At 40.8% G+C, this 24,090-nt stretch carries 15 protein-coding genes and 1 pseudogene; 5 read left to right on the top strand and 11 right to left on the bottom strand.

From position 1 onward, the window contains the following. Window positions 1-155: 155 nt before the first annotated feature. A complete protein-coding gene (locus E4T82_RS08380; protein ID WP_135182386.1) occupies window positions 156-2,099 on the top strand; it encodes a DNA polymerase in 1,944 nt (647 codons plus the stop codon). 57 nt (window positions 2,100-2,156) lie between these two features. On the opposite strand, the gene E4T82_RS08385 is transcribed toward E4T82_RS08380, so the two are convergent. Further along, window positions 2,157-2,753, bottom strand: coding sequence for a hypothetical protein (locus E4T82_RS08385; protein ID WP_135182387.1), 597 nt, complete (start codon window positions 2,751-2,753; stop codon window positions 2,157-2,159). A 345-nt stretch (window positions 2,754-3,098) separates the two neighbouring features. Between E4T82_RS08385 and E4T82_RS12835 the strand changes: the two genes are divergently transcribed. Continuing rightward, complete coding sequence (locus E4T82_RS12835) at window positions 3,099-3,329, top strand: hypothetical protein (RefSeq protein WP_228065114.1); 231 nt, start codon at window positions 3,099-3,101, stop codon at window positions 3,327-3,329. Further along, complete coding sequence (locus E4T82_RS08390) at window positions 3,302-4,252, top strand: hypothetical protein (RefSeq protein WP_228065115.1); 951 nt, start codon at window positions 3,302-3,304, stop codon at window positions 4,250-4,252. Before E4T82_RS12835 ends, E4T82_RS08390 begins: the two co-directional genes overlap by 28 nt. A gap of 21 nt (window positions 4,253-4,273) precedes the next feature. Here the strand turns inward: E4T82_RS08390 and E4T82_RS08395 are convergent, their stop codons facing one another. Both E4T82_RS08395 and E4T82_RS12840 read right to left on the bottom strand, forming a co-directional pair. Then, complete coding sequence (locus E4T82_RS08395; RefSeq protein WP_135182388.1) at window positions 4,274-5,554, bottom strand: LlaJI family restriction endonuclease; 1,281 nt, start codon at window positions 5,552-5,554, stop codon at window positions 4,274-4,276. Continuing rightward, complete coding sequence (locus E4T82_RS12840) at window positions 5,535-7,172, bottom strand: AAA family ATPase (RefSeq protein ID WP_228065116.1); 1,638 nt, start codon at window positions 7,170-7,172, stop codon at window positions 5,535-5,537. Before E4T82_RS12840 ends, E4T82_RS08395 begins: the two co-directional genes overlap by 20 nt. 62 nt (window positions 7,173-7,234) lie before the next feature. Here E4T82_RS12840 and dcm point away from each other — a divergent pair, with 62 nt between their 5' ends. Together dcm and E4T82_RS08410 are read left to right on the top strand one after the other, a co-directional pair. Continuing rightward, entirely contained in the window at window positions 7,235-8,464 is a 1,230-nt protein-coding gene (dcm, locus tag E4T82_RS08405) for a DNA (cytosine-5-)-methyltransferase (protein ID WP_135182389.1), read from the top strand. Between the two features lie 146 nt (window positions 8,465-8,610). Further along, window positions 8,611-9,246 (top strand): annotated as a pseudogene (locus E4T82_RS08410) (XRE family transcriptional regulator). 114 nt (window positions 9,247-9,360) lie between these two features. Here the strand turns inward: E4T82_RS08410 and E4T82_RS08415 are convergent. The 8 genes from E4T82_RS08415 to E4T82_RS08450 all read right to left on the bottom strand — a co-directional run bounded on the left by E4T82_RS08415 (window position 9,361) and on the right by E4T82_RS08450 (window position 23,782). Beyond that, entirely contained in the window at window positions 9,361-9,687 is a 327-nt protein-coding gene (locus E4T82_RS08415) for a hypothetical protein (RefSeq protein ID WP_135182390.1), read from the bottom strand. A gap of 2 nt (window positions 9,688-9,689) precedes the next feature. After that, entirely contained in the window at window positions 9,690-10,376 is a 687-nt protein-coding gene (locus tag E4T82_RS08420; protein WP_135182391.1) for a PoNe immunity protein domain-containing protein, read from the bottom strand. 16 nt (window positions 10,377-10,392) lie between these two features. Beyond that, a complete protein-coding gene (locus tag E4T82_RS08425; RefSeq protein WP_135182392.1) occupies window positions 10,393-11,787 on the bottom strand; it encodes a hypothetical protein in 1,395 nt (464 codons plus the stop codon). A 93-nt stretch (window positions 11,788-11,880) separates the two neighbouring features. Further along, window positions 11,881-12,324 (bottom strand): NADAR family protein, encoded by a 444-nt coding sequence (locus E4T82_RS08430; protein ID WP_135182393.1) that lies wholly within the window; start codon window positions 12,322-12,324, stop codon window positions 11,881-11,883. Then, entirely contained in the window at window positions 12,321-12,728 is a 408-nt protein-coding gene (locus tag E4T82_RS12670; RefSeq protein ID WP_194185883.1) for a hypothetical protein, read from the bottom strand. The genes E4T82_RS08430 and E4T82_RS12670 overlap by 4 nt, the downstream gene beginning before the upstream one ends. Further along, window positions 12,725-22,474: a DNRLRE domain-containing protein gene (locus E4T82_RS08440; protein WP_135182394.1), complete on the bottom strand. Its 9,750-nt coding sequence runs from the start codon at window positions 22,472-22,474 to the stop codon at window positions 12,725-12,727. The genes E4T82_RS12670 and E4T82_RS08440 overlap by 4 nt, the downstream gene beginning before the upstream one ends. After that, window positions 22,458-23,009 (bottom strand): hypothetical protein, encoded by a 552-nt coding sequence (locus E4T82_RS08445; RefSeq protein ID WP_228065118.1) that lies wholly within the window; start codon window positions 23,007-23,009, stop codon window positions 22,458-22,460. Before E4T82_RS08445 ends, E4T82_RS08440 begins: the two co-directional genes overlap by 17 nt. A 74-nt stretch (window positions 23,010-23,083) precedes the next feature. Continuing rightward, a complete protein-coding gene (locus E4T82_RS08450) occupies window positions 23,084-23,782 on the bottom strand; it encodes a class B sortase (RefSeq protein ID WP_135182396.1) in 699 nt (232 codons plus the stop codon). Between the last annotated feature and the right edge of the window lie 308 nt (window positions 23,783-24,090).

A 24,090-nucleotide genomic window follows, 5' to 3' on the forward strand; every position in this document is an offset into this window, starting at 1 on the left:
ACTTTAACTATATGTTAATTAGAGATGACATCCGTCAGGAAAAGAAACGAAAAGCAGAGAAGAAACTTCAAAAAAGCAACTCAACTCCGCTACGTTGTAGCCGATAATACTTCTGGTGGCAGCACTCCTGCCACCTTTTTAAGAAAGGATAAGAATTGACAATGAAAGAATTGAGTATTGATATTGAATCGTATTCAGAAGTTGATTTACGGAAATCTGGCGTCTATCGCTATGCAGAAGATGATTCCTTTGAAATTCTTCTTCTAGCTATTTCTATTGATAATGGTCCAGTCACTATTCATGATCTAACTAATGAAAAACTTCCTAACGAGATTATTCAAGCCTTAGTTGACGATACTATTATCAAGTGGGCTTTTAATGCTTCCTTTGAACGTATCTGCCTGTCTAACTGGTTGAAGAAACACCACCCTGAACTACTGTCCGATAGCTTCCTAAATCCAAAATCATGGCGATGTAGTATGGTTTGGTCAGCATACCTTGGACTGCCACTCTCACTTGATGGAGTTGGTACTGTTCTCAAACTCAAAGACCAGAAACTCAAAACTGGTGGGGATTTGATCCGTTACTTCTGTCTCCCTTGTAAACCAACTAAGGTCAATGGTGGACGGACACGGAATTACCCACACCATGCCCCAGATAAATGGAGTACTTTTATAGCCTACAACAAACGAGACGTTGAAGTTGAATTAGCTATCAAAGACAAACTCCGTAACCACCCTGTTCCTGACTTTGTATGGGACGAATATCATCAAGACCAGGTTATCAATGACCGTGGGATTGGTATTGATGTGGACTTTGTCAAAGCAGCTATTGCCATTGACAAAGAAAGCAAAGCTAAAATCCAAGAAGAGCTTAAAGAACTTACTGGTCTTGAAAATCCAAACTCTGTTCTTCAGATGATAGGTTGGCTACGAGAACACGGAGTAACGACTGATTCTCTCGATAAGAAAGCTATCAAAACAGTCAACGAGAAAACAGCACAAATTCTCAAACTTCGTCAGCAAGCTGCCAAATCCAGTGTCTCCAAATACCAAGCCATGGTGAACTGTGTCTGTAAGGACGGCCGAGCAAGGGGAATGTTCCAATTCTATGGCGCAAACCGTACAGGGCGTTGGGCTGGTCGCTTGGTGCAAATTCAGAACCTCGTTAGGAATGAATTAAGCGACTTAACAGAGGCAAGAAATTTAGTGAAAAATGGAGACTATACCACTGTTAACTTACTCTACGATACCCAAGAGACCCTATCTCAACTCGTCCGCACTGCTTTTGTACCAAATGACGGTAAGAAGTTCATCGTCTGCGATTTCTCTGCCATTGAGGCGCGTGTTTTGTCTCACCTCGCAGGAGAGACATGGCGGAGCAAGGTCTTTGAACAGGGCAAGGACATCTACTGCATGTCCGCCTCTCAGATGTTTAGAGTTCCTGTCGAAAAACATGGCCAAAATGTCGAACTGCGTCAGAAAGGAAAGATTGCGGAGTTAGCCTGTGGCTATGGCGGATCTGTTGGTGCATTAAAAGCCATGGGAGCTATTGAAATGGGGCTATCAGAAGAAGAACTCCAGCCACTTGTAGACTCTTGGCGACAAGCTAACCCCAACGTTGTCCTTTTTTGGTGGGATGTAGACAGGGCTGTAAAAACTGCAGTAAAAGAGCAAATTCAGACGGAAACCCACGGCGTGCAATTTGAAGTCATCAAAGGGATGTTATTCATCACTCTTCCATCAGGCCGAAAACTCTCCTATGTCAAACCTAAAATGGGGGAAAACCAATTTGGTGGCGAATCCGTTACCTATGAGGGAACAGGTACTGCCAAACGTTGGGAAATACTTGAAAGCTATGGACCAAAATTTGTCGAGAACATTGTTCAAGCTATCAGTCGTGATATTCTTGCGTATGCTATGAAACGACTGAAAGGCTTCAAGATTGTAGGTCACATCTATGATGAGGTAATCATTGAGTGTGACCAAGACCAAAGGCTTGAGGAAATCGCAACCTTGATGAGTAATGCACCAGACTGGATGCCTGATATCAATCTTCGTGCAGATGGATATGAATGTTCCTTCTACCAAAAAGACTAAACAACAAAAAAACGGTTCACTACCTGAATTTGGTAATGAACCTTTTTCGTTTATTCATTATTTCGGATCTAATTCTTTCAATAGTGCTGCCAGCAGAGCACGAGCTTTGGGCAAACGATAGAAACCTGTAGAACGTTTAACCCCAATTCTCGCAAACACATCCTCAATGCTCTCATCAAACTCTTTAGCTAGTAACCCTAAAGTGATATCATACAAATCCCTATCTGCTTGCCTTACTTTCTCCAGCAAATCTTGCAGCATTTCTGCAAACATAAACCCTTCCAATTCTTCAGTAGAACTGTAAAGACTGGATTCATCCGTATCAATCCATGCTTCGTATGAAATAATCTCTTTCACATTTTTTGACTTACGCTGACGAAACTCATTCAAAAAGTTCTCAACAGCATCTTTATATATTCGTTCAGTTTGAGCATATTCTTCAGGATACACTGGAATAAAAGCAACCAATACATAAACATTCAACTGTTTAGCAGGTCGCCAAGAGCGAAGGGTTTCTCGTTTGAGTTTCATATCCTCGATAACTTGTTGGTTCTCAACCAACATAGGAGCTAACACCTGTCCCTCTAATACTTCCACTTCTAGCGAGCATTCTTGCTTTTGACATTCGTTATAAATCTTGTCCTTGTTTATCATGATTGATTGACTTTCCAGTTAATACCGAAAGCACACATGACAAATCAAGGCATGCAAAAAATATTCTTGACCGCACAGTTACTTTCCTCTATGTTATCGGTCAGCCAATTTCACAAGCTGAAATAAGTAATCTATACCAAAACTTCTGAAATTATGGTCGTCGTCACGACTCAGTTTTTGTAATGATAATCGTTTAGAGATATCTCATCTCATAGTTAAATTGTAATAGAAAACATTACGTAATTGAAGTTCACGATTAAAACGATTATTATTTAATATCGTTATTGTTTTTTTGTTTATTTTAGATTAAAATTAGTTTATAATAATCCAGAAAGTAATCTATATATGGAAAGTAAATTTACATTTGAAAATAAGATTGAAAAGTATTCATTAACAGACACTTTTGATCCTAACTCTGGTCAGGAGATTCTTACATTATATTGCTCACATTTGCCTAAACCTGATTATGCAAAATATAATTTTGATAGCTTAACGGGTCTTGTTACAAGTAATGTAGAGTCAAAAAAAATAATCCGTTTGGTGAGTTCTTGTCCATTAACAAAAGTACCTTTATAGATTATTTAAATAAATATGGATTTTTATTTGATTGGGAAAGTAGTGAAAATTTTGATAGCATTGAGTTTAATTACATTCTTGAATTCCAAATCAGACTTAAACTTCTTTTATCAATTTTCAACAATATCGCCAAATCGATTGAATACAAAGAATTATTATTAAGTACATTCTTATTAATTGGTAAGCCACAATTAGAGCTAAATCTTGGAAAAAGTAAATACATATTCCCTTCTTTGTTTCCATTTCATGGACTTCGCAATTCAATACCAGAAAAAAACTTAAATGATATGACATCAAGACATACCTCTTCAACTGGTAAAATAACAACGTACATAAAGGTAGAGAATAAATTTTCCGAAAACGGATTTACATGTGATTTAGATATTTTACTTTATCAAGACATAATTGAAAATTCACAATACGATGATTTTATAAAGGATATTTTTTATCTGTATGTAAACAAACCTGCAAATCTTGAACCAATAACAGTACACATTATTGACTTCATATATTTGTTCTTCAGTAAGGTTGGTATTTGCGACATTACAAATGCAAATTTAGATTTTGAAGATGAAGACTTATCAAATTTTATGAAATCAAGTGAATTAAAAAATGCACTATTAATCTTGTCAAAGGAAATACTTGCACTGGAAATTAATAGTGGATTAGCTAAAGTGCAACCTAAAATAAATTTAGATACTCTACTACCTGATTGGAATTTACCAGATTTAATTTCAGCATTTTACTTCACTTTATTTTACTCAAACCCTAAAATTGCAATGTATAAAATTTGTGAAAATATCGGATGTAACACCCCATTTTATGTCCAAAGGTCAAATACAATTAAAAAATATTGCTCTGAAAGTTGTAAAAATGCCTCCTCCCAGAGAAGATATAGAAATAAACAAAAAGACTTTCAGTGATAATAATCACTAAAAGTCTTCTTACATATTCGCTATTTTTTCATCAACCTTCTCGGAGATTAAATCGGATAACTCTTGGATATACTGAGTCCGATTTCTAGTGGAATTATGTATCAAAGTTTTTACATCAACTAAAATACCTTGAACTCGCTCGTAAGTTTTATCTTGACCCTTCCAATCACCAAGAGCTTCTCCAATATACTGATACATTCCATCAGTTTGAAAAATTTCGTGACTCTTTGAAAATGGCATTAAAAATGCATTATATATTCTTGAATTCTGTCCATGTATTTTTTTAAGCGAATCTTGATTTGCTGCATACTCACCATATGTAATTTGCTTATTAATACTTGTTGACGGAGGCAAATCTTTCATTAAGTTAGTTTGACCAAACTTGTAGTATTTTGCATCTAAGACAAAAACATTATCATTATAAACCATAATAGTATCCGGTTCTAAAGCATACCCTTTTGAACTCTTTGTCTCAAAAACTAAATCCCACTTTGTTCTAGGAAAATATAAGGTTTTATTGGCAATTCCATATGTATAATCTATAAGATTTTCCCAAATGTATTGGAAATTATTAGTTCCAAAATAAAACTTATCTGGTTCCTCTTGCCTATCCTTATAATTAAGTATGTCAATCATACTTTGGAAAAGTCTTCTCTCCATATCATTAAAAGTTGTTGCCATCTTTTTTTTGATTATAGACTCAAATTGAGATCTATTGTAATTAATACAAGCTTTTTCAGGTTGAGGAAGCTGATACAACCACCCCATATTTAGAAACGCTTCATACACACAGAATTTGTTTATTTCCGTTAAAAGAGTGATATTAGTATCACTTTGCTTTTTAGATTCCATTTTCAAAAATTTGAATCCACTTTCTTGAACAACTGGTTGAACACGTTTTATAGTTCTTGACCAATTAATTCGACCTCCCAAAGTTTGAATATAGTACTCTTCAGTTTCCTTATAGTATGTACCACGATTAATAAAATCGTGTATAACAAATGTGTAAGCCTCCATTGGAAAGTTTAATGTTTTTAAAGCTTGGTTAACGTTTACGGATCTTAGACGAGATTCTTCATCATTATGAGCTTGTAAGACGGAAACAAGGGCAATTATATCCCTTCTTGCAGTTTCTGCATCTTTTGCAAGTTCAAAACCTAATGGAAAATTTACAGTAACTTCTTGTATACCATCTATTATCTCAGCTTTAATACCAACAAACGTATCACCTTCCATATTTGTTGCAACACGACACATATCCAGTAAGGTTTTATTCGGAACTGTCAGCATCATCTTCTCCTATGTCGATGTTATTATCTATTAAAGTTGCTTCCCTAAGATTATCTAACTCCTCTTTGATATCTTTTGCGAAAACATCAAAACGCCCATTTTCAGGATTATCATTATCTGTGAAACGCTTAATAATTGCCTCTAAACTTGGATACAAAGCAACATCAAAAATATCTTCACGATTAAACTTGAAGGCATCATCCCAAAGATATTTCAAAACTTTTTCTGCAAAGCGTTTATTTTTTCTATTGAAATCTTTACTGGAATCACCTTCTGGTACTTGGCGTATCCGTTCAATATTCAATACATTACCAGAAATAAAGTATGCTCCCATTCTCTTGTCCTCTGAAGTTAGAGTCTGGCTACTAGTCTCAAGAATCTTTTTATTGATAACTTTGTTGAATACTTTCCAAGAATATTGTGTATCAGCAATATAATAATTCCCATATTCCGATGAATCAACATCATTTTCAATCATTTCCATTGTCCATCGACGTTGAAATGCTGTATCAAGAGTAAATACATTTTGGTCAGCTGTATTCATTGTCGCAAGTAACGATAAGTTAGATGGAATTTTAATTTGATGTGACTTATCACCATAAATTTCCGCAGCAACTATTGAATTGTTAATGCCGTAGACGCTCTCACCACTAGCACTTCTATCCAATAATTGAAAGATTTCTCCAAATATTCCGGGGGCATTGCCTCGATTTAACTCCTCAATTACAAGATAATAGTGTTCACTAGGATTATCAATTGCTTTTTTCACAATTCTTGTAAAAGGTCCTGGTGAAAAAAGATAGGTAATATCTCCATTTTCCTTTACAGTAGGCATTATTTGACCGACAAAGTCAGTATTCATATAGTCTGGATGAAAAACTAATCGCTCCATTCTATTTTCATCATTACAATATTCGGTAGCAATTTTATAACTTTTTCCAGATCCTGGAACCCCATAGAGAAGAATATTATCCCCCACAGGGTTAGTATTGTCATAAGTGGTAGTATCTAGGCTTTGACTTTCCAATTCAACTAGTTCAAAGTACTTATTCACATCACTTAAATCAAAATCTGCATCAACGAGATACTTTACAATAATTGCTACATGTTCAGAGGAAGCATTAATTAGCTTTAATAAAGCTAAAATTGGTGATATATAACTATCACCCCTGTGGATTTCCTTCCCTCCGTGCCACCAATGATAATCGGTAACAAATTTCTTTAGAAATAACTTTTCAATTTCCGATAAACCATCTGAGATAGAATCAAATACATTTTCATCTAATTCACCATTTCTAGCTGATTGACAAAATGCTTTAAAATCATCGCCTGATAGTGCATCCAACAAGATTGATTTATATTTAAGAAATTCTTTGTAATATGGCGCCGCTATAAAAGCAAGATAAAACCACTGATTCGGAATTATTATAAACTTACCATTAGTGATATATTTCGAATTATACTGTTCAAAACGAATTTCATCACCTAGGGTATCAAGATGTTCGTTATATTTCGCTTTAAATTCAGTAGAGAGAATCACCTCAGTGTCATTCTTTAATAGAAATTCCGATGCAATTTTACTTTGTTCATCAAAAATAACTGCTAAATCCTTTAGCATAATTAGGCCTCCTAGATTGACTAATATTATAAAATGTGTTAAAGTGTCAATCATAGGACAAATTGACCTTCAATAGACACATTTTAGAAAGTAAAAGAAAATTGACTACTACCAATATTTTATCAAAAAAATCTCCAATTGTAGATAATCTTTCGGGAAATGATATAAAATTTCTACGAAAAAAATATAATCTCACTCAAAAAGAATTAGCTGATGCCCTCGGTCTTCAAAAATTTGGAGATAGAACTATTAGACGGTGGGAAGCAGATGAAACACGTCCTTCAAAACTGGAACAGTCTAGTATTCAGGCATTTTTTAATTCTTTAAAAAATCCACCATTTACTATTAACGAAAATCTTCCGTTCAAAATGATTGATCTTTTTGCTGGGATAGGCGGGACTAGACTAGGTTTCCAATTAACAAATGAAGTAGAAACTGTATTTACAAGTGAATGGGATAAATTTGCTCAAAAAACATACATTACAAATTTTGGAGATACTCCAGAAGGTGACATTACTCAGATTGATGAAAACACAATACCGAATCATGATATACTTGTCGCTGGTTTTCCTTGTCAAGCATTCTCACAAGCCGGTAAACGTCTAGGGTTTGAAGATACTCGTGGAACACTATTTTTTGATGTTGCTAGAATCATAAAGGCTAAACGTCCAAGAGCTTTTTTACTTGAAAATGTCAAAAATCTAAAGACACATGATAAAGGGAAGACTTACAAGATAATCATCTCAACTCTTGAGAATTTAGGATATAGTACTTCTACTGTACTTTTTAAGGCAAGAGATTTTGGTGTACCGCAAAATCGAGAAAGGATTTACATTGTTGGATTTGATAAAACTTGTGTAAAGAATTATAGAGAATTCAAATTCCCCAAACCGTTAAAATTAGAAACTAAACTAGGAAATATTCTACAAAGTAATGTTGATAAAAAATACACCATCTCTGATAAACTTTGGGAAGGACATCAACGAAGGAAAGCCGAGCATAAAACAAAAGGAAATGGATTCGGTTACTCACTATTTAACGCTGACAGTCCATACACAAATACACTTTCTGCTCGATACTATAAAGATGGAAGTGAAATTTTAATAGAACAAAAAGATAAAAATCCACGTAAAATTACTCCACGGGAAGCAGCTAGACTTCAAGGATTCCCTGAAGAGTATATAATTCCAGTCTCTGATACACAAGCCTACAAGCAATTCGGAAATTCTGTATGTGTGCCAACAATTCATGAAATTGCCAAACAAATACTAGCCGTCCTTAAAAACGATTAGTAAATATTAGTCTATCGATTTGTATTGATAGACTTTTTTTCATTCTAGTTGCAAAATAAAAAATCTGATATAATTTTGTTGAGTTATAGCTGAACAAAGGAGCTGCTAGTATTTTCACACAAGAGTTAAAACAATGAAGACTTGAAATTAAGATATTACAGACTGCAATTGCTGTTCAATTAAATGTTCACCGTTCAGCTCACCATAATTGGGAAAACGGAAGAAATATCCCTAATCACAAAAACTTAACTACCCTCGCCAAAATCCTTAATGTCCCAGTCACCTATTTCAAATCTGAATATAATATCGTTAATAACTACCTTCAGTCATCTCCTGACAATCAAGTAAAGGCAGGAGACTGTGTTGAAGAACTATTGCGTTCCCAACAAACTTCCAATATCACTCCACTCTTCTCCGTACAAGTACTATCAGATATTCAGCTATCTGCTGGTCTTGGTGCAGGATTCTTTGACGAGTTTGAAACTGAGACAGTTTACTCTGATGAGGAACAATACGGTTACGACATTGCTTCGTGGATTAGCGGTAATTCTATGAAACCTGTCTATCAAAACGGTGAGGTAGCTCTTATTCGTGCTAGTGGATTTGACTATGACGGAACTATTTATGCGGTAGCCTGAAATGAGGAAGTTTGCATCCTAACAGAAAACAGATATCAACTTGTTTCCCTCAATAAAAAATACGAGGACCTCTTTGTGTCAGCAGAAGAAGAACCTCGTATCGTTGGAAAAATTATCAGAAATTTTATGCCCATAGAGACTTAAAATCCCAGCTTGTTCACACGACAAGCTGGGTTTTTAGTCTCTAAATGCTAATACATTTAGATGAAACAACTCACTACTTGAGTTTCTTACTCACTCTCATTATTCATTCAACTGTCATGAAAAGAGAGCTAGCAAATCATCAGTAGTCAGCGCAGAAACAATGATTGAGTCAGCCGTTTCTTTTTGAACCTTGCTAGATAGTTTTTCCAAACCATCTCTAAAAGCTATATCCGCAATCACTAAGTCTTTTATCTCAGACATAACTAACAAACGAAACTCCTCTATTGGGTTCCCATCTACTTGGTATTTCCTTTCAGGATATTTTGGGAAAGAGACTTTCTCATCACTCTCCACTAAAGGAAATACACCTACGAATTCTGAACCATTTTCGTAAAAATTAGGTTCTATTTCTCTCGGTTTTTGAAATAATTTTTTAAACACATTTAACCTCCAAAATGCACTAAATCATAAGGGTAATATTTGTGGTCTCTAAAAGAAGCATCAGGTATGTTGAGTATCTTTACCAGTGCGGCAACTTCAAAGGACCAATATCCAGTATATAAAAAACCTGTATCTTTGTGTGAGCCCCAAAAATATGTTCCTCTCATTTTATTATACCAATTTTGCAAATAGTCCATTGTTTTTTCTTTCTTATCTAAAGTAGATGAATTATAAATATTAAACAAGCTATCATAATTTTCTAAAAAATCTTCTAAATCAACTTTGGACAAAATCTGATACTCTGATAAACATAAGGCAATAAATCCATCTATGATATTTCTATTATCCTTAATCTTATTTAGTAAGGTCAACTTTTCTTTAGGAATATTAAGTAACACACCTAACGCAACGAAATGTTGAATGTCAATATTAATATCAGGAGTGAAAATATCTATAAAATTATCAAACAACTTTAAATAAGCTTGCTTTATATCATCTAGAGAGTCTCCTCTTGAGTACATAATTTTGAGCTGTTGGAACTTCCAATTAAATAGTCGTATTGGAGCTATTTTACGAACTTTATCTTTAACTGTATCCTGACATATGGAATCTTCTAAATTACTAATTTTTTCATTATAATGGTTATATAAACTATCAAAGTGAGTTTTATCAAATAGTGAATCTCTCATGCTAACCTACTTCCTTTTAAGGCAATACATTTGAAGAAACACTACCATTTGGTAGTACTCTAACAAGTAGTTTATCAAATCCATTTTCTTCCAGTTTGTTTAATACATCTGGATTAACCGCTTTAGACAATCTAGGTTCAATCCAATAATCTCCCATCTGCTTACCACTATTTTTAGTATTTCCTAACTGTGCCGTATTATATTTAGCTTCTGCTACCACATAAGTATCTGTGTTCTTATTATAATAAACACCATCAATTCCCTGATGTCCTTTATCATCTATACTTGATACCCTATCTTTGCTTACTCTTGTAAAGCCTCTCTCTTCCATATAACGATCCATCTTCAACTCTCCATAATTACCTTTTTGGTTATTATTTGTCAGAGGTGTTGTACCATTCTCAACATTTTGAATCGCTTTTATAGTCTGTTCACGACGAAGATGTTCATCAAAGTTTGAACTATTTCTTGCTTTTCTGCTATCTTCAATATTAGAAAGAACTCTATGTCTAATATCTTCAGCTGATTCAGAAGAAGCAGGCTTTGTTACTTTGCCGGCTGGTACATCCCCAGACTTCGGCTTATTCTTAGCTACATCTGCCTTAGCCCCCTTAGCTCCTCGAGCTGAGATGCCTTCAGATACCGCATTAATCGCTAGACTGGTCATAATGCTACCAGGGGTGACTTTACCACCCTGTGCCGCATCCACAATCGTATCAACCGCAGTTTCCCCAAAGGTATCAACCGCATAACGAGCTACTGGACCACTCACTGAAGAAGTTGCTGCGCCAAAGCTTCCAAGAAGACCACCAGTCATGGCTCCTGACTTAAGTCCATTCCAAGCACCACCCAAAGTATTCATGAAAACATCTTTAGGCTTATCTCCTGAAAGAACACTTGTCGTAAAGCCACTAACTGCTCCACCTGCTGCTCCTGCAACGCCACCAACAGCTGCCGCAGTCACAACAGTTGCTGCTGCACCACTTAAACCAACACCGCTCACAAATCCTGCAATAACAGGTCCTGCTGCTCCTGCTGTCGCAATAGTGACAGCTGTTGCCGCAACGGCAGCTACTGCTACAATCGCAACTTTCTTCCAGTTAATCTTCTTAGCAGCTTTAACAATCTGCTTACCAACACGTTTGGCTGTCGTACATACATGCTTCAAGGTCTTAGCCAATGCTGAACCCCAGTTGCGTAGAAGGTTCTTACCTTCTCGACCCTTAGGAGCGTCTTTCAAACCTGTTGCTTGAGTGAACTCATCTCGAACAGCCTGCTCACGTTGAGCTTGAATTTGAGCCTGCATCTGCTGGTACTGAGCTTGGGCATAATCACTCGCACTTTGATAGGCTTGTTGTCCAGCCAGATAAACTGACGTCTGAGTAAACTTATTCTGCCCAATTTTGGGCATTAGTAGCTTGTGGAGTAAGTCAATTGAGTGCCTTTTTCCAAAAGTTAATGGCTATACTAACTAATTTATACAACAAATTTATCCTCTTAGTAATTAGCTACTTCTCAGTTTATTTCGTACTTCCATTAAAATATTACCAAGTTGATTTTGACCTGTTCCATCACCTCCATCTCCCCAATAAGAATCATTAGCAGTATGTTCTATAATTGGAAGATTAGCTGTAGAAAGCAGTAGTTCCTTCAATATTGAATTTTGATTAAACTTTTGATAAACAGCATAAAACATAATATCATATTTGATATCTTCCCAATCCTGTCTTAAAGGGTTTTTACGATTCCTCCCCTCAATAGCAGCATCCATAGGGGATTTCAAATTTCTAATTTTCTCTTGAAGAACTAAAGACTTGAATTTTTTAGCTTGGAAATAATGTTCACTAGTTGGCCAGTACATATTTTCATCATCAGTAAACCCAAATGAAGAAAAATTTGAAAACTCGCCGTATGGATCTCTTACCTTATAAAATAAAATTTTTTTCATACTCTTCTAACTATACTATTAAGCCATCTATCATAGAACTCTCTCTGTTCTTCAACAGTGACACACCGAAGACTAGGTTTATCTGTGCCAAAAATTTCATATATATTTTTTAAACTAGCGGGTTTCTCAAGTTCTAAGTGATATGCCTTTTCCCCACCCATAGACATTTGTAAAGGGGAAGGGAAAACATATTTATCTGATCCGTTACACTGAATAATACCACCTAATTTTTCGAGATCATTTCGAAGTTTAGTTAGGGCTTCAAAAAAGGAATCTGCTTCATATTTCACATTATCGTTATCATTCAGTATTTCTATAATACAAAATTCCTCATCATCAATCAAATTCAAAGTAATTTCTTCATCTCTATCTACATAAGAAACAAATAATGTTACTAGTCTCATCTTCTACCTCCAAAGTTTGGATTTGAAATATAGCTACCAACTACATTCTTATTAACTGGCCATGCTCCTCTTACCTCACTAGCATCGATTCCTCCAGGAACAGAAAATTCCATCTGCTCAGGATAAGGAGCATTTACTCCCAGTGTTGAATTTACATCTATGCCTCTATTAGTTGAAATATCATAAATGTAGCCATTTTTTCCTGCAAATCCTGTAGCAATATCTGGACTAGAACTTGTTGAAACAAAATTTCCTGCAGTTGTGTTACTACTCACATGGTTTTGTAAATTATTCGAAGTGCCCTTGGACTTAAAACCTGAATCAAACACAATATCTGGTGAAACCGTTGAACGATCTCCTCTATATAAAGTGACTGGCTCTCCTAGATTTGCTTTAGTAGCTACTCCATTTGAATCAACATAAAAATCTGTCTTAGGTGTAGATTTAGGAGCTGGTAAGGCTAACACAGGCTCTGGCGCTGGCAAAGCTAGTGGCTTATTAGTCGGCCCAGGTAAGGCTAGCTGTTGAACAGGAGTCACATCCTTGCGAGGTTTCGTAACTGGCACATCTCCAGCTTTTGGCTTACTAGTATTGACATCTGCCTTAGCCCCCTTAGCTCCTCGTGCTGGGATACCTTCCGACACCGCATTAATGGCAAGACTGGTCGCAATACTTGCTGGGGTAACTTTACCACCCTGTGCCGCATCCACAATGGTATCCACGGCAGTTTCCCCAAAGGTATCAACCGCATAACGAGCTACTGGACCACTCACTGAAGAAGTTGCTGCGCCAAAGCTTCCAAGAAGACCGCCCGTTGCCCCTCCTGTCACAAAGCCATTCACAGCGCCATTCCAAGTATTCGCTAGGATATCTTTTGGTTTATCACCTGAAAGAACACCTGTAGTAAAAGCATTAACTGCTCCACCTGCTGCACCTGAAACTGCACCTACGGCTGCCGCAGTCACTACAGTTGCGGCTGCACCACTCAATCCAAGACCGCTGACACCAGCCGCAATAACTGGACCTGCTGCGCCTGCAGTTGCTACTGTGACCGCAACTGCCGCTACGGTAGCAACTGCGACAATCGCAACTTTCTTCCAGTCAATCTTCTTGGCAGCTTTTACAATCTGCTTACCAACACGCCTAGCTGTCGTACACACATGCTTCAAGGTCTTGGCAAGGGCTGCGCCCCAGTTCCGAAGAAGGTTTCTCCCTTCTCGGCTCTTTGGTGTCCCCTTCATACCAGTTGCTTGGGCATATTCATTTTGAACAGCTTGTTGGCGCTGGGCTTGAATTTGTTCCTGAACTTGCTGGTACTGAGCTTGGACATAGTTGCTTGCACTCTGATAAGCTTGTTGTCCAGCGTGGTAAACCTTATTGATTTGTTGCCCAACCCAGTTTTTGGCATTATTCCACTGCTGACCTACCCAAGCTTTGGCTTGATTCACCTTGTTACCAACCCAGTTGACGGCCTGGTTCACTTTGTTACCGACCCAATTAGCCGCATGGCTTACCGCCTTCTTGGTCGCTTTCCAAGCATTAGAGACAGCCTTCTTAGCCCCATTCCACGCCTTCTTAATACTTTTCCAGAAGTGTCCACTCGGGTCGGTGTAGTTGACTGGATTATTATGAACATAGCTGTAAAGGTTCTGACTGAGTGGATCCGTCAACTCACCTTGGTAGGAATCCTCGGTGAGGAAAGTTCCTGCTTGGCTATCATAATATCTTGCCCGCAGATAGTCAAGTCCTGTGATGTCTCTTGCTTCACCGTTGTAGGCAAAAGGATTGCCTGTCTCATCTGTGGTGGACTTGGTCGCACCATAGAGTGTGTAGCTACTTGACGCAACCGCTACTCCGTCCCTGGTCAAGCCTGTGACTGAACCTGACTGGTTGGTGAGGTAGTGGTACTGATCGCCTGTTTCATTGTTCAGATAAGATGTTCTACCCTGTCCATAGGTATAGGTCTCCTTAGCTTTTAGCTCACGGTCATAGGTCTGAAGAACCTCGGTGTGCTCCCGATTGACATCGTTGATATAGTTACGCTCTTCGTAATAGTTAAAGGTATCTTCTCTCGTAGTGTATGGGATGAGGACATCTTTCACCTCTGACGCATAGGTCACTTCCCCCTCACCCGGTAGATTTCCGAGGTTCGGTGGGTTGACCACTAAGCCTTCATCGTTGGCTCTATCCTTGGCCACCTTCTTGTGATAGGCAGTTGAGACATCGTCAAATATCTCATGCCAGATGGTTCCAACCGTCTGTGGTAGGGTGGATAGTGCCTGTAAGACATTCTGGCTAAAGCCATACCAGAAGAGCGATGGCTCTTCCCCATTTGGAGACGTTTGTGGCGATTTCTTCTTGTCTTGACGTTTGAAGAGTTGGTAGCTGTGCTTGCCCTCCTTACGACTAGCGGTAAAGACCCGATTGTCATCTCCGTCATAGAGGGCAGCCATAAGGAGACCCTCCTTGTCCTTGACCGCAAGCAGGCGGTTTTCGGTGTCGTAGATGTAATCCAGCTTCTCGTCGCTTTTCTTAGAAGAAATCCGATTGCCATTCTTATCGTAAGTATAGGTCGTTGTACCGTCCTTGTTCTCCAACTTGGTCAGACGGTTGTTGTCATCATAAGTAAAGCGGGTCTCTTCTTCCTTACCGTCCACTTCTTCTGTGCTGGTCAGCTTGTTTCCTGTCAGGTCGTAGGTGTAGGTCAGCTTGGACAGTTCCTTGCCAGCCTTGTCAGATATGGTCATGGTCTCAATCTGACCTAGGGTGTCGTAGGTATAGGCTTGGACAAGGGTTTCCCCGTCTTGCGTGATCGTTTCCTTGGTGATGTAGTTGCCATCATCGTACTCATAAGCATAGCTAGAAATCAGCTTGTTCTTCTTATCCACATGACGGAGTTCGGTCACTCGGTGCGCCTTGTCATACGTCAAGAAGCTCTTGGTCCCATCCCCACGTTTGACTTCCGTCATGTCGCCTGCTTCGTTGTAGCTATAGGTCGTTTTCTTCCCTTTGACGTCTAGCACCGAAATCAGACGGTCCAGCTCGTCATAGGTGTAGGAAACGGTGCTGCCGTCTGGGTAGGTCATCTGGCTGATGTTGCCGTAGTCGTCATAGTCGTATTGAATCAGACTACCGTCTCCCTGACGAACACCCGTAATCTCTCCTTCATCGTTGGTCTCGTAGTTGGTCGTACCTGTTAGGTCACTCATAGATACCCGGCGACCATCGCTATCATAGGTATAGAGGACGTGACCGTCTTCTTTCTTGGAATAGTCTACCTTGAGCAGTTGATCCAGCTTGTTGTAGTCGTAGCTAATCGTCTGACCGTCTGCCTTGGTGACTTTCTCTAGCTGGTTATTGACATTGTAGCTATAGGTTTCCTTGTCGCCAAGGGCGGTCATGCGCTCAATGACATTGGACAGCTGGTCGTATGTGTATTTTGTAACCTTACCGTTTCCGTTGGTAATAGAGGTGACATTGCCTACGCTATCATAGGTGTAGGTTGAGGTAGACGCCTTATCTCCAGTCCCTTGGGTAGCTGAAAGCAACTGGTCCTTGAGGTCATAGGTGTAAGTCTTGATGCGCTCACTACCAGATAGGACGCTGGTCAAGTTGCCATTGCCGTCATAGGTCATGGTGGCTTGACCACCTGCCTCGTTCATGACCTTGGTGACATTGTTGTCATGGTCATAGGTGTAGAGAGTCAGTTGACCTGCGGTATCACTTTCACTAGTCAAGCGATTGAGGCTGTCATAAGTCCGCTTGGTCACTTGTCCGAGTGGATTGGTTTCTTCTAAGAGATTCCCATTGGGGTCATAGGTGTAGCTGGTCTCCCGCTTGCCGTTGATGGTTCGCTTGGTCACTTGACCAACTGGGTCATAGCTTGAGGCAAGCTCTCGACCTGTCGGACTCTTGATGGTCTTGAGCTGATCAAGAGTGGTGTAGCTAAAGCTAGTGGTCGCTCCTGATGGACTGGTCAACTTCTCAAGATTCCCTGCCTCATCATAACTATATTTCGTTTCAAGGTCGAGGGCATTCTTGGCGGTTAAGAGGCGCCCCACCTTGTCGTAGGTATAGCTATTGCTTCTATCTGACTGGTCCGTTTCCTTTGTTAGGTTACCCGCCACGTCATAAGTATAACTCTTAGCGAGACCTTGAGGTCCGGTTTGCTTGGACAGACGACCCAAAGCGTCGTAGTTGTAGGTATACTCTGCCTCATTTGGCAAGATACGTTTGGTTGTTCGACCGTAGAGGTCATTGGTGTAGGTTGTAGTATGTCCGTTTGCGTCGGTCTCTTGAGCGAGACTGCCTGTCCCGTCATAAGCATAGGTCGTCTCGCCACCTGTTGGCCGTTTGAGACTTGAGAGACGGTTCATGACGTCATAGGTAAAGGTGGTCGTATGCCCTTCTCCTGTGGTTTCGGTGAGACGATTCCCCACCGCATCATAGGTATAGCTTTGCTTGGCACCAGTTGGTGCGACTGTCTCTACCACCCGTCCCAGTGGGTCATAGGTGAAAGCTGTAGCCTGTCCATTGGGATCGGTGTAGAGCACCAAATGTTGGTTGGCATCATAGCCATAACTTGAGCTATTCCCATTGGCATCTGTCAGCTTGGACAGGTTGCCCAGTACATCGTATTCATAGGTTGAGCTGTTGCCCTCTGCGTCTGTCTCTGTCACCACACGGTTAAGGGCGTCATAAGTGTACGTCGTCTCCCGCTTGAGGTGGTCAACTATCTTGGTCAGATTGCCATTCTCATCGTAATGGTAGGTCTTGGTCTTGCCCTCTTGGTCGATTGAGCTTGCGACATGGCCCATGACATCATAGGTAAAGGTCTCGCTGGTCCCGTCCGCATAGGTGACCTTGGTGAGTTGGTTGTCACTATCATAGCTATAGGTTGTTACCTCCCCAAGGCTATTGGTCAAGGTCAGACGATTGCCTGCCTTATCGTAGGTGTAGGACTCGTTCAGCTCTTGGTTATCTTTCTTGGTGAGAACACGATTGGCCGCGTCATAGGTGTACTCTGTGATAAGACCACTTGAGCTGGTCTGTTTGATGAGGCGATCTAGGGCGTCATACTCTTGGGTAATCGTCGTGCCGTCTGGCAGGGTGACTTCTTTTAGTTGAGCGGTCTCTGTATAGCTCATCTTGGTCACATGGCCATTGGCATCTGTCTGCTCAATCGGATAACCCAACTCGTTATACACATAAGTCGTCTTACCACCTAAGGCATCCACGATTTCTGTCGGCTGTTCCATCTGGTTGTAAGATGTGGTGGTCGTGTTACCAAGACCGTCTGTAATACTAGCAATTTGATTTTGACCGGTATAGGTGCTGGTGGCGGTATAGCCTGCCGCATCAGTGACACTATTCTGGTTACCATTGGCGTCATAGGTCATACTGGTCCGCTGTCCCAAGGCATTGGTAGTCGCAAGGAGACGACCTGCTGGACTGTACTCATAGGTGGTTTCCTTACCTAGTCCGTCCACCATTGACACGATATTGCCCATAGAATCCAAGGTGTAAGACACACTCGTTTTATCTGGGTAGGTAATAGATGTCACATTACCAGACTTATCATAACTATAGCTAGTTGTCTTATCACCTTTGGTTTCTGTCAGTTTATTTCCTACTGCGTCATAGGTGTAAGAGACGGTCTGACCTGATTCATCAGTATAAGATAGGACACGACCCATAACATCGTATGTCGTGTTGGTCTTTGTTCCAATTGGGTAAGTCACATCCGTCAGGTAACCAGAGGCATCATAGGTGTTTTCTGTGACCTGCCCCAAAGCATCTGTCACAGTCTTGATGGCATTGTACCTGTCATCATAAGTCAAGCTATTAGTATGACCTGCTTCGTTTGTACGATTAAGAACTCGACCCAAAGCATCACGGACAAAGGTGATTGTCTTACCTGTCGCATTGGTCTCAGTCAAGAGGCGACCACGGCTGTCATAGGTATAGGTCGTGGTATTGCCCTCTGCGTCGGTGATGGAGAGCTGATTCCCTACACCATCATAGGTGTAGCTATAGGTGCCTCCCTCGCCATTTGACGCCCCGATTTTACGACCAAAGGCATCGTAGGTAAAGGTCGTTGTATTACCATTCCCCTCTGTCACACCTGTAACTTGACCAGCTTTGTCAAAAGTATGGATTGTTCCAACACCATCCGCATCTTTCTCACTGAGCTGACGGCCTTCCGCATCGTAGGTAAAGGTCGTTGTACCGCCACGAGGGTTGGTGATGCCTGTCACTTGGTTGTGGGCATTGTAGGTCAACGTGCTTTCCCCACCCAGTGGGTTGGTGACTTTGACCAGATTAGCCCCTTCATAGGCAAAGGTTGTCTTAGCCCCTAGCGCATCGGTCGTAGACAGGATCCGACCTTGCTTGTCATGCGTATAGGAAATGGCTGTCCCGTCTGGAAGGGTGGTCTTTGTAAGGTTACTCTTACTGTCATACTCGTTAGTAGTGGTATCTCCACCAAAGTCTGTGACAGACAAGAGGTTGTTCTTCTCATCATAGGTAGAGGTCTTAACTGCCCCGTCAAAGCGGGTTTCGGTCAAGACATTTCCATTTTCATCATATGTGTAGCTTGTGGTGTGACCCAGTTCATTGGTCTCACTCGCCAGACGGTTATGGGCATCATAAGTTTTAGAAACACTTGTCCCATCTGGGTAAGTGATGCCTGTTGTACGGTAGTGGTCATCGTAGGTGTAAATGGTCTGGTTACCATTGGCATCGGTTGTGATCGTTTGCCCCTCGCTATAAGCTAAGGTTGAGACCGCTCCTGTGCCGTCCGTCTGCTTGATTACTCGGTTTTGGTCATCATACTCATTCTGAATCACCTTGGTGCCATTGCCGTCATACCAGGCAGTCATGCGTCCCTTGTCATCATACTCGTAGCGAGTAGGCACACCTGTCGCATCGGTATAGGTGGTCAGGTAGCCATTGTCATCGTAGTCATAAGATAGGGTAGACCCATTTGGGATTTGGATAGCGCCAATGTAACCTGCTTCATTATAGGTAATGCCATAGACAAGACCAGTTGGCGAGGTCACCTTGGTTAACTGGAAGTTTTCATTGTACTCAAATTGAGTTGTATTCCCCTTTTCATCTGTCTGACTGGTTAAGAGACCGTGGAAATTAAAGATCTTCTCTTGCTTGTCTGTATCGATAATGCGGTACTCTTTGACCTCGTACTTTTCCTTTTCTTCCCCACCAAAATCGCCCTCCTTGGTATCAACGGTCTTGACTTGGAGGGTTAGGTCATAGCCTGCTGGAGCCTTGTAGCTATCTCCGTCCTTGGTGAACTGAACAACTGAACCATCCGTACGAGTATAGTAAAGATTTTGGTTCTCATCACTTGAAATCTGCTCATTAAAGGCAAAACTCCAGCCACGACCAAAGAGACTATTGATACCTGCAGCCTTCGAGTTGTAAGAACGGGCAATTTCAAAGTCACCATCAATATCAGGGATAGACACATCCACCCGTTCTAGATAGAAGTTACCTGTGTTCAGGTTAATCGGTTCAAAGCCGAACTCACAGTGGAGACCCCGCCCCATGAGAAGCATATCCACATCTGCTTTCACCTTATCATTCAAGGCAGGGGGATTATAGGGCTTATTGGCATTCTTTCTCGGATTGCGGATAAAGAGGGTGTTGTTTTTCACCACCAACATATCCTGAATACGATTGTCATAGGCAATTTGATTAAGGGGAACACCGTAGTAGGCCGCAATCTTAGGTAGCGTGTCATACTGGGTGACCTTGTAAATCAGGAAGGTCTCACTGGATTTCTTCCCGCTTGTTTGATTATCCTTCTTACTTTCCGCATCAATGGTATAAACCACATTCAATTCTGGTTCTGTGAAAGGAACTGTCGTCTGCCAGTTGGATAGTTTATCACGGTACTTGGTTGTACCAGCTTCAAAGACAGACTCAAAGGTACTGGTATTGGGATATTTATAGGAGAAGCTGGCGGTGCTATCTCCCTTATAATCCTTAGAAGCATCACTCAAACCATAGCTAACAGTTGCCCCTGGTGTGGTCAAACCGTCCGCAAAGACACCTTGGAATTCAAGGCGACCTTTTTTATCGGTCTTGACCATCGTTCTTAGGTTAATCGTCGTGTTACCTATCAGGTAATTCACATCTACAGGGTCTGGTACAGACCAGTTGATGGTCAAACTCGGAGCTTTGTCAGGAGTAAAACCCATCTGACCTGCATTTTCAGGTGTGGCATCTGTCGTATAGAAAGCACCGCCGTCTGCTCCTTCATCGGTCGCAGCGACCACTAAACCATGGTTAGGAAAGCTGCCTTGAACCCAACCATTCACAGTCTCACGAATGTCAAAGCGATGCATTTTCTTATAGCCTTCTGCTGGTGTCGCTTTGGTACTAATGGCATTCTCACCCGCAATCTCACGACCAATCGTCACAGAAGAATCCCAAGTAACCGTATTGATATCAAAATCTTCCGTTAAACGGTAAGCACCAAACTGTGTCCCTGTGTTACCTGGGGAGGTATATTGATAGAGGTTGAGGGTTGCACTATCAATACGAGCTTCGGAAGGGATATTCTGTTTAAAATCATAGTTAATCTTAAAGTATATCCGAGCACGACCGATGTCCTTGACATTCTCCCAGTCTCCCATGCCCATCATGTACTTATCCATATACCCAACATAGCCATAACCGACGCCTAGGTACCGCCCATGGACTGTACTGGTCACCGCATTTAAAATCTTCTCCCGCGGAACGGTAATCGTCGGGTCAATCCGTACAGGGTATTGGCGGTCTTTGGACGAAAGCCAGTCTTTGCCTGCGATGACGGTCACTTGGTATTTCCCAGATTTTTCACTCAACTCGAGGGTCACATCTTGACTGGTCGCACCAGCTGCGTCCACCATGATAGGGGCTGTCAGGACAAAGAGAATCTTGGTTTTGCCTTTCTCACGAACCAACACCTGATTGTTTTCAAGGCGGACATCGTAGCTTCCAGCGTCTAGCCCATAGGTAAAGCGGTGCTTGCCTCCCCACTCGGTAAGGACGATTTCTTCTTTGACTCCGTTAGACTGAACCGTGTACTGGACATCGGTCTTGCCGTCTACGTTATTATACAAAATCGCATTTTGTTCAACCGTTGCCTTGTCATAGGTTGTCTCAAGAGGATAAAGGGAAATTTTCTCCTCTTGATGAATGACATCAATCGGGGTCTCTTCCTTGACCTCACTTGGCAGCACCACTCCAACTGGGGATTCTTTAGGGAGATAGTAGTGGTTGCCGTTGGCATGATAGGAATACAGGGACAAGTCAACAGGGACTTCTACCCCGTCTTGGTCCATATAGGTCTTGACGCTACTCCCAATATGGGTCACAAAATGGGTATCGTCTACACGAAAAAGCTGCTCTTGTCCACTGACCGCAACTGGTTCTCCATATTTCTGTTTGAGTTCTACTTCCGCATCACTCTCTTCTGTCACAACTTTCGGTTGTTGGATGGCGTCGCCCTCATCTTTGGGAGATGCGGGTGCTGTACTGGATGCGTCAGCCGTTTCCCTATTAGCATTCTCAGAACCAACGGTTTGGCTCTTGGCTTCTTCTACCGCCTCTTGATGAGCTTGTTCTGCTTGGGATTGTGCAATAGCCTGACCGATTTCCTCGGCATATATCAACGGACTATTGGAAACAAGCAGGGCCAGTAACACAAGGGTATTCATTAATTTATGAAGTCGTTTCATCGGACATCTCCTTTACGAGGTAACTAAAATAATACAAGGTAGCAATCAGGACAATCGCATCAATGACTGACGCAAGGACTGAACCAACAGTCGGTAGCCAATAGTTAAGAAGAACCAGACCAATAGACACGGAGACCACTCCTGTTAATGGTAGCCATAGGCAGTTCCGTCTTTCCCTAATAGGCAAATTCTTATGAATACTGACTAGACCAAAGCACAAGATTACCTTTAGGACACTTTGGAGGAGGGTACTCATTGTCCAAACACCTGTCCGCACAGTATCGTAAGCAACACTGGTATGGTCATACAACAGTTGACCAAGTCCACCAATGAGGAAACCTAAAGTAACAGCACTTATAAGATAGGCTAAGATAAGCTTGGGCAATCGCTTATCAGACCGATGGAGCTTGTAAAACCAAACAAGCAAAGGAATGAGCAGCGCTATCCCTAAGACAAGGGCAACTAGGCTTAGGACAAGTAAGAGAATAGGCAAGCCCCTGTCTCTAGCCCAAGGAGAGACTACTCCTGTATACATCAGTCGCTGACCTATTCCTAACAGTAGTAAACTCAGAGATAGCCTCCAAAATCTGGAAAGTTTCATCTTGTGTATCATACATCTGTCCTTTCTGTGACAGTTCTTAACTTAGCAGTAACTACATAACGATGACGATCACTTGTGGCATCACAAGTGGATAAAATTAACACCCGATCATGTTCGCCATCTATGGCTAACTGACGATAAGCACCACCATAGGTCTCTACTCGTTCCTTTAGGGTGTCAAGGTAGTGGGTTAAGCCGCTTCTCGTCCCTAGCTGGAAACTTTGAAAGAGGTGGTCATCTATATAAGGATGTGCGGCTACGATGTCATATTCATAGCGATGGTCTATCGTATCAATCCTTATCAGGGTATGGTCTTTGAAAAACTGTCGATCCGCAAAATAATCCAAGGAGCCAAACATAGAATCATCAACCATGGCATGACCGTAAATAATCGTTACAGAATCATTGAAGGTCTTGGTATTCACCAACTCTGTAAAAATCGCACCATAGTAAGTCTCATTTCGATCCAAATCATGAGATAGGTAATAGCTATCCTCTGTCGGGTGTTGGGCAATAGGATAGTCAATCTTTGTGCCTTCAACCCTTAACCAAGCATAGACATCTGGATTTTGATGAAAAAGCTCCGTTTTCTTATCATGATAAGCCCTCTCGCCAACATCCTCTTCAAAACGTGATAGATAATAAAAGCCATATGAGAATAGAGCGAATAGAACTACCACTCCTAACCATTTAAACAACCGTTTCATAGTACTCTCCTATATGTACAATTATAGCAGAAGATAATCGTATTTGTAAACGAAGGATAAGTTTATTTCTTGATAAGACTTGTTATATCATGTACACAGTTAATGTCTTCCAGTTCTCTCCAGACCAGAGTAGGGATTGAAGGGGGTACGTTTATTCCCTCAAACTCCTCTTCTACGGAAACAAACACGTACCCCTAGGGTTTATGGAAATAAATCACCTCATCATCATGCTATCAAACCTACTCATTCAACTTGTACTCTCACTCTGATACTTACCCCTCTATACGACAAAAAGCCTTGATACCAAG

It is taken from the genome of Streptococcus cuniculi (assembly GCF_004570575.1).
GTDB classification, from domain to species: Bacteria; Bacillota; Bacilli; order Lactobacillales; family Streptococcaceae; genus Streptococcus; species Streptococcus cuniculi_A.

Coding starts and splice junctions, on each gene's coding strand:
- E4T82_RS08385 (WP_135182387.1), bottom strand. CDS start 2,753: ATGATAAACAAGGACAAGATTTATAACGAATGTCAAAAGCAAGAATGC.
- E4T82_RS08395 (WP_135182388.1), bottom strand. CDS start 5,554: ATGCTGACAGTTCCGAATAAAACCTTACTGGATATGTGTCGTGTTGCA.
- E4T82_RS08420 (WP_135182391.1), bottom strand. CDS start 10,376: ATGAGAGATTCACTATTTGATAAAACTCACTTTGATAGTTTATATAAC.
- E4T82_RS08430 (WP_135182393.1), bottom strand. CDS start 12,324: ATGAAAAAAATTTTATTTTATAAGGTAAGAGATCCATACGGCGAGTTT.
- E4T82_RS12670 (WP_194185883.1), bottom strand. CDS start 12,728: ATGAGACTAGTAACATTATTTGTTTCTTATGTAGATAGAGATGAAGAA.
- E4T82_RS12840 (WP_228065116.1), bottom strand. CDS start 7,172: ATGCTAAAGGATTTAGCAGTTATTTTTGATGAACAAAGTAAAATTGCA.
- E4T82_RS08440 (WP_135182394.1), bottom strand. CDS start 22,474: ATGAAACGACTTCATAAATTAATGAATACCCTTGTGTTACTGGCCCTG.
- E4T82_RS08425 (WP_135182392.1), bottom strand. CDS start 11,787: ATGCCCAAAATTGGGCAGAATAAGTTTACTCAGACGTCAGTTTATCTG.
- E4T82_RS08450 (WP_135182396.1), bottom strand. CDS start 23,782: ATGAAACGGTTGTTTAAATGGTTAGGAGTGGTAGTTCTATTCGCTCTA.
- E4T82_RS12835 (WP_228065114.1), top strand. CDS start 3,099: ATGGAAAGTAAATTTACATTTGAAAATAAGATTGAAAAGTATTCATTA.
- E4T82_RS08445 (WP_228065118.1), bottom strand. CDS start 23,009: ATGTATACAGGAGTAGTCTCTCCTTGGGCTAGAGACAGGGGCTTGCCT.